Here is an 8,029-nt window from a genome sequence, read left to right as displayed (position 1 = left end):
AGCGGGAGCTGCCGCGTCGTGATCGTATAATACGCCCCATATCCGCAGCTCGGGCAGGAAAACCCGTTCGGCCACCGCCGCCGAAAGAAATAAGCTACCTGTTCCGCTTGATCCATGAACGCCGCCTCCTTTTCCCCATTATACCGAACTGATGTTCTTATTTCAATAGAGAAATTCCAATTCGGAGGAATCCTGAGCAGAGGAAATCGCCTTGGAAAGGAGCCGGCAAAAAGGGGGGGCCCCTTGGTCCTGACTAGAGGACATCACGTTAGAAAGGGGCAGTCAACAGTGCCCCGCCCCGGAGGACCTGAGCAGGGGGAATCAGCTTGGAAAGGAGCCGGCGACAGAAAGGAGGCGACCTTAGAATGCGCCAAGGGCTAAGGCGAAAAGCGGGGGAGGGCGCGTCTACTCGAGCCGCAGCCCGCGACGGTAGCCGGTGGGGCTGGCGCCGAATCTTCGGCGGAATTGGGCGAGGAAGTGGTTGTAGTTCTGGAAGCCGACCTCGTAGGCGATTTCCGCGGCGCCTCGGCGCGTATGCTCGAGCAGCAGCGCCGCTTGCCGCACGCGCATGGCGTTCAGCGCGTCGACGATCGATTGGCCCGTGGTTTCCTTGAACAGGTGCGACAGCCGCGACGGCGACAGGCCGACCGCCTTCGCCAACGTCTCGATGCGAACGGGCTCGCGCATGTTCGCCGCCAGCAGCCGCCGGGCTTCCTCGACGCGCGGGTCGATGCGCCGGGCGATCTGGCGGGCGGCGATCGCGAGCACCTCCTGCAGAGCCCCGTAACAGAGCTCGTTCCAGAAGTCGCCGCGATCCCTGGCGTCGATCAGCACGCGCCGGAACGCGCGGACGATGCGCCGGCGGGCGGAGGCGTCCGCGATCGGGGCGACGGTCGCCGTCTCCGTCGGCAGGAAGCTCGCATCCATGCGCTCCGGAGAGAAGTGGGCCCAGACGAAGCCCCAGATCTCCCCGGCGCAGGTGCCGTACGCATGGGGAACGGACGCATTCAGCAGCAGGATGTCGCCCGGGCCGAGCCGATGCTCCAACCCCGTCGTCCGGACGTAGCCGGCGCCCTCCAAGGTGTATGCGACGATCCAATCGTCTTCGTCGCGGCCGGTCGGCCGGTCGACGACATACGTGTCCGGCACGCGGAATCGCCCGGCGATCGTAAGGCCTTTGGCTTCGCCGCCGTAGGCTTCTAGGCGTTGCTCCATTTTCCGAATCCCCCCACTTGCAGCAGAATCGTGTGACTGTTCAGCGGTTTCCATACTTCATTATAGGAGTCATTCTACTCTAAAATAAAGGAAATTCAACTGTAACACTCCAATGAAACGAGAGGAGAATCGTGTGATGACGGAACGAAGGGGATCGTTGACGGAGGAGCAGGTGCGCCGATTCGAGGAAGAGGGCTATCTTGTCGTGAAAGGACTGTTCGCGAAGGAGGAGCTGCGCGAGATCGAGCGGACGTTCGAGGGGATCGGCCGGCGGACGGTGCCGGGTTATTTCGAACCGGATTTCGCGGCGGACGGGACGGATCCGCTGAAGCGGTATCCGAGGGTGATGCATCCGCATCGGTTCGACGCGACCGCCAAGCGGTATATGCTGCATCCGCCCGTCCTGGAGGCGCTCGAGTCGTTGTTCGGAGAAGAGGCGCTGGCGGCGCAAAGCATGTTTTATTACAAGCCGCCTGGCTCTCGCGGCCAGGCGCTGCATCAAGACAACTTCTACTTGAAGGTCGAACCGGGCAACTGTATCGCCGCGTGGACGGCGGTGGACCCGGCGGACGAGGAGAACGGCGGTTTGCTCGTCGTGCCGAAGACGAACGCCCACGAGATCGTCTGTCCGGACGAAGCGGATGCGAAGGAGTCGTTCACGAACCATTACGTGAAGCCGCCGGAGGGGATGAAGGCGGTCCCGGTCGCGCTTGCGGCGGGCGATGTGCTGTTCTTCAACGGCAATCTGATCCACGGCTCGTACCGGAACAAGACGAAGGATCGATTCCGGCGTTCGTTCATCTGCCATTACGCCAACGCGTCGGCGGCCCGGATCTCGCATTATTATCGCCCGTTGTTCCGCGCGGACGGCAGCGAGGTCGATCTCGAGAGCAACCCGGACGGCGGGCCTTGCGGGGTGGAGTACGCGTATTACGGGGCTCATTGAGCCCCGTTTTTTCATTTTCAGGAAACGTTCAGGCGAATTTCATATGCGCTTCAGGTTCGCGGAGCATAATGGGGGAAATCGGACTTGCTCACAGGATCCGAAAATCGAAGGAGCGTACTCATGAATGACATCGTAACCACGAAGTGGAAAATCGTATCTCTCGTCTTGCTCGCCTTGCTGATCGCCGCCGCGCTGTTCCCTTTCCTCCGGGAGCAGGACTCGGATCTCGGTCCCGCGGCCTCGGTCAACGGCGTCGCGATTTCGAAGCAAGACGTATTCGACGCGCTGCTCGCCGCGGACGGCGGACAGACGCTGTCGTCGATGATCGACGAGGAGCTGGTGCGCCAAGCGGCCGAAGCGGCGGGCGTGGAGGTCGCCGACGAGGACATCGCCGAACAGATGGACGCGATCAAAGGGCAGTTCCCGAGCGAAGACGATTTCCTGTCGACGCTGGCCATGTACGGCATGACCGTCGAGGGGCTGGAGGAGCAGATGGCTGTCGAAGTACAGCTGAAGAAGCTGCTGGAGCCGCAGGTCACCGTGACGGACGAGGAAATTCAAACCTATTACGACGAAAATGCCGCCTCGCTCGAAGAGCCCGAGCAGGTGAAGGCGTCCCATATCCTCGTGGCGACGGAGGAAGAAGCGAAGGAGCTTCGCCAGCGGCTCTCGGGCGGCGAAGACTTCGCGACGCTGGCGGCGGAGCAATCGCTCGATACGGGCACGGTCGATGCCGGCGGCGATCTCGGCTTCTTCGAGAAGGGCGTCATGGAAGAGCCGTTCGAGACGGCCGCCTTCTCGATTGAGGTCGGGCAGCTCAGCGAGCCGGTCGAGACGAGCAACGGATTTCATATCATCCAAGTGTCCGAGAAGAAAGCGGCGTATATGCCTACGCTCGAAGAAAAGAAGGAAGAGATTCGGGAGGCGCTCGTGAACGAGGCGCTGTCGGCGCTGTCGACGACGTGGCTGGAGGAGCAGCGGACGAACGCGGACGTCGAGGAATATTTATAGAAGTTCATATGATAAAAAAGACTGCCAGGTTCCTGCGCGATTGTCGCGCGGAGCGTGGCAGTCTTTTTCCCTATTTTACGAAATGCGATGTAACGATTCCTCGACCTGCTTGAGGTTCGTCAGGCTGGTCCGATTGCCGACGAGGAGCGTCTCCAACGTGGCGGTTAGCTGCTCCAAGGACGCGCTCGTCTGTTGGCTGACGGAGGCGAGCTGGGCCGTCGATTCGCCGACGGAGCCGGCGGACGCCTGAATTTCGCTCGTGAGCCGCGCGCTGCTCTCCGACAAAAGCTCGAGGGCGTCGACGGCGGCGCTGATTTGCTCGAACGCTTGTCTCGTCCGGTCGGTCGTCTCTTGACTTCTCTCCATCTGCTCCGCCACATGACCCATCCGTCGGCGCGTCTGGTCGGATTGCGCCGCGAACGACGAGAGCACGCCGGTGATTTGATCCGCGGAGCGAGACGCCATATCCGCCAACTTCCGGATTTCCGAAGCGACGACGGAGAAGCCCTTGCCATGCTCGCCCGCCCGCGCCGCCTCGATGCTGGCGTTCAAGGACAGAAGATTCGTCTGGTTGGCGATTTCCTTGATCGTTAAGCTGAACTGGCTCGCTTCGTTGACGCGTTCGATCAAGCTCGCGATTTCGCTCTGCATCGACTCGATTTCGCCGCGGAACCGGACGAACGTGTCGGTCAGCTCGCGGACCTGCGTCTCGCCGTCGTCGGACAGCCCTTTGGCCGAACGGGCCTCTTCCCGAAGCGACCGCATCGCGTCGGACATGCTGTCGATCCTCTCGCTCATCGTCTGGATCGATTCGTTGATGGACAGCGTGGACTCCATCTGAGCGCTCGCGCCGACCGTGATTTCCTGGAAGGCGACGTTCATCTCGCCGAACGACTGATTCGTCTCCGCGCCCGAGAGGTTGAGCGCCGTAAGGCTTCGGGATACTTCGCCGACGACGGCGATGACTCCCTCCTTCTGCCGGCGCTGCTGCTCGAGCAACTCCTCCGCGTCGGAACGGGAACGCTCCGTGTCCTTCATCAGATGGTTGCTGACGCGAAGCAGCGAGAACAACAGGATGGAAATCAAGACGAAATAAATGAGGTAGGTGCTCGCCTTATCGGGCGCGATCCCCGTGTCTTGTACGAACAAAAGAAAGATCAATAGGCCGAAGCTGTACGTTTCTATTGCGATCATTAACGGCATGCTCATGTAAATCAACGTCAGCACGAGCAAATAATAAACCGAGAACACGTTCGTGGCGTCCGGCGACGAGACGATCGTATACAACGATGACAGCGCCGAGCCGATGACCGCGACGTATTTCAGCTTCATGATCCAGACCCGCTTCAGATGAAGCGCGGCGAATGCCGCTAGGTGGAGAGCCATAATGATCGCGACGCCTAACGATTCGAGCGTCAGGGTCGATCCGCCCATGGCCAACACCGCGAAGACGGTCAGCGCCGTGATGACCGACATGGCGACGAAGACGACGCCGTTGCGGCGAACCATGTCTTTCTCTTGCAAAGACAGACGTTCGTCCCTCTTCGGCACTGCGGCTGTCGTTCCGGTTGCGGCGGCGGGTTTGCGGAAGGCGGAAAAGTTGATCATCGCGCGATATCCCCTTTACATGACATCAATTTATATGTTCGACGAATTCGACAAGAATCGCGCGATTCCTTGTTTTTCTGGAAGCGATTTCAAGCGGGTAAATTTCGCTTGATTAATAGGAAAACACATGATTGCCGATCGTCTTCGAAACCGGACGCTCGCGGACCCAAACGTTGTCCGTCTTCTTAGGGTTATAGAATACCGTCGCACCGTCGGTCGGATCGCTTCCGTCCAGCGCCGCCCGCACCGCCTTCCGCGTTTCTTCGGTCGGCTTCGCCTCGTAGATGCGCCCGTCCGCCACCGGGGAGTACTGGTAATACTCCACTCCGTCGACCTCGACGATCTGGAAGACGACGCCTTGGATCGTATCGGGCCAATTCGGATCGTCGATCCGATTCAGGATCGAGGCAGCTACGGCAACCTTCCCTTCGTAGGATTCTCCGCCGGCCTCGGCTTCCGTTATCCGCTCGAGCCACAGGACGTCTTCTTCGCTGATGCTCGCGGATTTGGCCGCTGTTCTCGCCGCGGAAGGCGTCGTCGTAATGCCGGCCGTTCGCGTGGACGCGTCGTAGGTAACGCTCATCCCCAGCTTCTCCGCCGCGTAGCGCAACGGAACGTAAGTGCCTTCCGGCTTGTGAACGACGCCGTTGGGACCCGCCGTCAAGGACAGGCGAACGGCGTCCTTCCGAAGCACGACGGCTTGGTTGTTCTCGTCCCATTGGACCGAGACGCCCATCTTGCGGAGGAAGACGGCCGGCACGAGCAAGGAGCCTTCGCGTTGCAGGGCGGCGGTCGCATGCCGCGTCCCGTCGACGACGACCGGCTGCAGCGGCTTCGCCGCCGCGTTCGGCGCCAAGAGCGACGCGGCGAGCAGCAGGGATGCCGTCGCCGACGCCGCGAGTTTATGTATTTTCATGCTGTGAATCGATATCGCCTCCTTATGTTCTCTTGGAATTATATAAAGATCTCGCTCCGTTTGGGTATGGTAATTTCCACCGCGGGGGACAATAGCCGCATCGAGAACGGGATTTTCGAAGCGGGGGGACGCGAATGGATAAGTATATTTTGTACCACGACATGGCCGACGCGCTGCAGCACGATCAGTGTCCGGTGTGCAAGCTGGTGGACGAACGGGTCGAGCGAATGATTAAGGTGCTGCTGCGCGAAGGGGCCGGGGACGGCCAGTTGATCGGCTCGTACGTGCGGGCGAGAGGATACTGCAACGCGCACGCCTGGCGGGTGAAGGAGTCGGGCGATCCCGCTTCGCAAGCCGTCTTCTACCGGGCGCTGCTCGAAGATCATAAGACGTCATTGGAAAAGTACCTGACCAGCCGAAAACAACGCGACCTACGAAAAAAAACGAACGCGCTCCGTTCGCTTCTCCAAGCCCGGATGACCGGCAAGGCCGACGGCGACGAAACGAACGCCTACTTAAGCAGCTTCGCGTCGGAGGAACGATGCCCGATCTGCGCGGCGACCGAATCGTGCGAGCGGCGGTACGTCGACGCGGTCGTCGATTACTTCGAGGGCGACGAGGAATTTCGCGAGCGGTACCGCAATCGCGGGGTGCTGTGCCACCCGCACTTCCGCCGGTTGATCCAGAGCCACGCCGAACGGCCGTCCGTCCCGGAGCTGCTCGAAATTCAGCTCTCGCGCTTGGACCTGCAGATCGAGCATCTGCGAGAAATCGAACGGAAGGCGAACGTCCGCTTTTCCGACGAGGAAGGCGACGCGTATCTCGGCGGCTGGATTCGGGCCGTGCGGCTTGACGTCGGCCTGCCGGGCACGGATACGCGATACAAGCAGCGCGTTCTAGCGTTCAAGGACGCTGCGTTAAAGCCGTAAACGATAAAACAGGCTGCCGCTCCGGAGACGGAGTTCGGCAGCCTGTTCGCGTCGTTTCCTTACATTACTTCGCTCTTTCGCGACCGCGGAGACCCGCTAGACCGAGCAAGCCGGCGAGGCCGAGCCAGCCCCAATCGACGCCGTCGTTATCGGCGGCCGCATTCGCCCGCGTCTGATTGTTCATGCGGACGCCGTTCATGCCGTAGCCCGTATTCGCGCCGCGCGCGTTCGTGCCGTACCCGTAACGGTTCGCCCCGTTCACGCCGTTCGTATCGGTCGTCGTCGCGCGGTTCGTCGTCATCCCGCCGCCCGTGGTCGTGCTGCGGGAGCCGACGCCGCCGTTCGCGCCGTTCGTGAGCGCCGTACCGTTCGCGCCCGTCGCGTTCACGCCGTTCTGCGTCCCATGACCGATCGACGACGCCGCGGAGTTGCCGCCCTCGGCGAACGCGGGCACGGCCATGCTGCATGCAAGAACGGCCGTCAATGCTAGCGTGCTGATTTTCTTCATAACGATTGGCTCTCTCCTTCGGATAATGAATGTGTGTAACGTTGCGTTATAGTTGTTTGCATCGGGAGCCCGGATTACTCCCTTGGAGGGATGACGGTTTTTGACAACCGGGACTTCTTGAGGGGATTGTCATATGACTTGTAACTTTTATGCAGGCGGGTGACGACACGGTCGGGAAGATCATTTACAATAAGACCAAAGATTGCTAGCTAACTAGAAAAAGAGGATGCTGCCGCCATGATTTCTATTGTATTGGTCGACGATCAGACGTTGCTGCGGGACGGTCTGCAGACGATGATAAACGTGCAGGAGGATATGGAGGTCGTCGGCGTGGCCGGCGACGGGGAGCAGGGGCTCGCCCTCGTGGAGAAGCTGCGGCCCGACGTCGTCCTGATGGACATCAAGATGCCGGGCATGGACGGACTCGAGTCGACGCGGCGCATCAAGGAAGTCCGCCCGGAAGTGAAGATCATCGTGCTGACGACGTTCGCCGAGGACGACTTCATCGTCGAAAGCTTCTCGGCCGGCGCGGACGGCTTTCTGCTGAAGGATCTCCAGGGCGAACAGCTCATACGGTCGATTCGAGAAGCGGCGGAAGGCCAATTGATCATGCCGTCCTTCGTCGCCTCCCGCCTCGTTTCCTTGCTGCGGACCGATCGCAAGAGCGGCAGCGCGCGGTTGAGCGCGGCCCGGCTGAAGAACGAGGGCATCGTGCTGTCGCCGCGGGAGCGGGACATCGCCGAGATGCTCATCCTCGGCAAGTCGAACCGGCAAATCGCCACGCAGCTGTTCATGAGCGACGGGACGGTCCGCAATTATATCAGCGGAATCTACAATAAGATCGGGACGAAGGACCGCGAGCAAGCGATCGATATTTTAAAAAGGTTCATGTAAAG

Annotated in this window: 9 protein-coding genes; 4 read left to right on the top strand and 5 right to left on the bottom strand. The window is 60.7% G+C overall.

The annotated features are described in order from the left end of the window. Nucleotides 1-116: transposase (locus FE782_RS33375; protein WP_138198179.1), on the bottom strand; the 116-nt coding region annotated here is incomplete at its 3' end. 289 nt (nucleotides 117-405) lie between these two features. Then, nucleotides 406-1,215, bottom strand: a complete 810-nt coding sequence (locus FE782_RS30725; RefSeq protein ID WP_138198178.1) for a helix-turn-helix domain-containing protein — start codon at nucleotides 1,213-1,215, stop codon at nucleotides 406-408. 136 nt (nucleotides 1,216-1,351) lie between these two features. On the opposite strand from FE782_RS30725, the gene FE782_RS30720 reads away from it, so the two are divergent. Next, nucleotides 1,352-2,161 (top strand): phytanoyl-CoA dioxygenase family protein, encoded by an 810-nt coding sequence (locus tag FE782_RS30720; protein ID WP_138198177.1) that lies wholly within the window; start codon nucleotides 1,352-1,354, stop codon nucleotides 2,159-2,161. A gap of 120 nt (nucleotides 2,162-2,281) precedes the next feature. Further along, complete coding sequence (locus tag FE782_RS30715; RefSeq protein ID WP_138198176.1) at nucleotides 2,282-3,172, top strand: peptidylprolyl isomerase; 891 nt, start codon at nucleotides 2,282-2,284, stop codon at nucleotides 3,170-3,172. A gap of 75 nt (nucleotides 3,173-3,247) precedes the next feature. Here FE782_RS30715 and FE782_RS30710 read toward each other — a convergent pair whose 3' ends face one another. Both FE782_RS30710 and FE782_RS30705 read right to left on the bottom strand, forming a co-directional pair. After that, nucleotides 3,248-4,780 (bottom strand): methyl-accepting chemotaxis protein, encoded by a 1,533-nt coding sequence (locus FE782_RS30710; RefSeq protein WP_138198175.1) that lies wholly within the window; start codon nucleotides 4,778-4,780, stop codon nucleotides 3,248-3,250. A gap of 112 nt (nucleotides 4,781-4,892) precedes the next feature. Beyond that, nucleotides 4,893-5,696 carry a cell wall hydrolase gene (locus FE782_RS30705; RefSeq protein ID WP_138198174.1) on the bottom strand — a complete coding sequence of 268 codons (804 nt, stop codon included), beginning with the start codon at nucleotides 5,694-5,696 and terminating at the stop codon, nucleotides 4,893-4,895. Nucleotides 5,697-5,830: 134 nt separating this feature from the next. Here FE782_RS30705 and FE782_RS30700 point away from each other — a divergent pair, with 134 nt between their 5' ends. Continuing rightward, a complete protein-coding gene (locus FE782_RS30700; RefSeq protein ID WP_138198173.1) occupies nucleotides 5,831-6,625 on the top strand; it encodes a DUF6062 family protein in 795 nt (264 codons plus the stop codon). Between the two features lie 64 nt (nucleotides 6,626-6,689). Here the strand turns inward: FE782_RS30700 and FE782_RS30695 are convergent, their stop codons facing one another. After that, a complete protein-coding gene (locus tag FE782_RS30695) occupies nucleotides 6,690-7,133 on the bottom strand; it encodes a WGxxGxxG family protein (protein WP_138198172.1) in 444 nt (147 codons plus the stop codon). A gap of 237 nt (nucleotides 7,134-7,370) precedes the next feature. Between FE782_RS30695 and FE782_RS30690 the strand changes: the two genes are divergently transcribed. Further along, nucleotides 7,371-8,027: a response regulator gene (locus FE782_RS30690; protein WP_138198171.1), complete on the top strand. Its 657-nt coding sequence runs from the start codon at nucleotides 7,371-7,373 to the stop codon at nucleotides 8,025-8,027. The last annotated feature ends 2 nt before the right edge of the window (nucleotides 8,028-8,029 follow it).

Origin of the sequence: Paenibacillus antri (assembly GCF_005765165.1) — a bacterium.
Taxonomy (GTDB): Bacteria; Bacillota; Bacilli; order Paenibacillales; family YIM-B00363; genus Paenibacillus_AE; species Paenibacillus_AE antri.
The sequence above is the reverse complement of the archived record's forward strand: the minus strand, read 5'-3'. Positions and strand labels throughout refer to the sequence as shown.

What these genes read in the sequence shown, in the direction of transcription:
- FE782_RS30725 (WP_138198178.1), bottom strand. Translation starts at nt 1,215, where the DNA reads ATGGAGCAACGCCTAGAAGCCTACGGCGGCGAAGCCAAAGGCCTTACG.
- FE782_RS30700 (WP_138198173.1), top strand. Translation starts at nt 5,831, where the DNA reads ATGGATAAGTATATTTTGTACCACGACATGGCCGACGCGCTGCAGCAC.
- FE782_RS30695 (WP_138198172.1), bottom strand. Translation starts at nt 7,133, where the DNA reads ATGAAGAAAATCAGCACGCTAGCATTGACGGCCGTTCTTGCATGCAGC.
- FE782_RS30710 (WP_138198175.1), bottom strand. Translation starts at nt 4,780, where the DNA reads ATGATCAACTTTTCCGCCTTCCGCAAACCCGCCGCCGCAACCGGAACG.
- FE782_RS30690 (WP_138198171.1), top strand. Translation starts at nt 7,371, where the DNA reads ATGATTTCTATTGTATTGGTCGACGATCAGACGTTGCTGCGGGACGGT.
- FE782_RS30705 (WP_138198174.1), bottom strand. Translation starts at nt 5,696, where the DNA reads ATGAAAATACATAAACTCGCGGCGTCGGCGACGGCATCCCTGCTGCTC.
- FE782_RS30720 (WP_138198177.1), top strand. Translation starts at nt 1,352, where the DNA reads ATGACGGAACGAAGGGGATCGTTGACGGAGGAGCAGGTGCGCCGATTC.
- FE782_RS30715 (WP_138198176.1), top strand. Translation starts at nt 2,282, where the DNA reads ATGAATGACATCGTAACCACGAAGTGGAAAATCGTATCTCTCGTCTTG.